1 pseudogene is annotated in these 249 nt (G+C 50.2%); it reads left to right on the forward strand.

The window, feature by feature from the left end:
- Positions 1-14: 14 nt before the first annotated feature.
- A pseudogene (locus SB765_RS32205) lies at positions 15-249 on the forward strand (D-serine/D-alanine/glycine transporter); the annotation flags it as partial.

Here is a 249-nt window from a genome sequence, read left to right on the forward strand (position 1 = left end):
GGAAAGACAATTCTATGGTTGATCAATCTAAAGAAACCGCAAGCACCCACGAAACGCCCGATAAACTCCAGCGCAATCTGCACAATCGTCACATCCAGCTAATCGCCATTGGTGGCGCTATCGGTACCGGCCTGTTTATGGGTTCAGGTAAAACCATCAGCCTGGCTGGCCCCTCGATCATTTTCGTCTATATGATCATCGGTTTTATGCTGTTCTTTGTGATGCGCGCCATGGGGGAGCTGCTGCTCT

This window comes from Pseudomonas sp. SIMBA_067, assembly GCF_046534675.1.
Lineage (GTDB): Bacteria > Pseudomonadota > Gammaproteobacteria > Pseudomonadales > Pseudomonadaceae > Aquipseudomonas > Aquipseudomonas putida.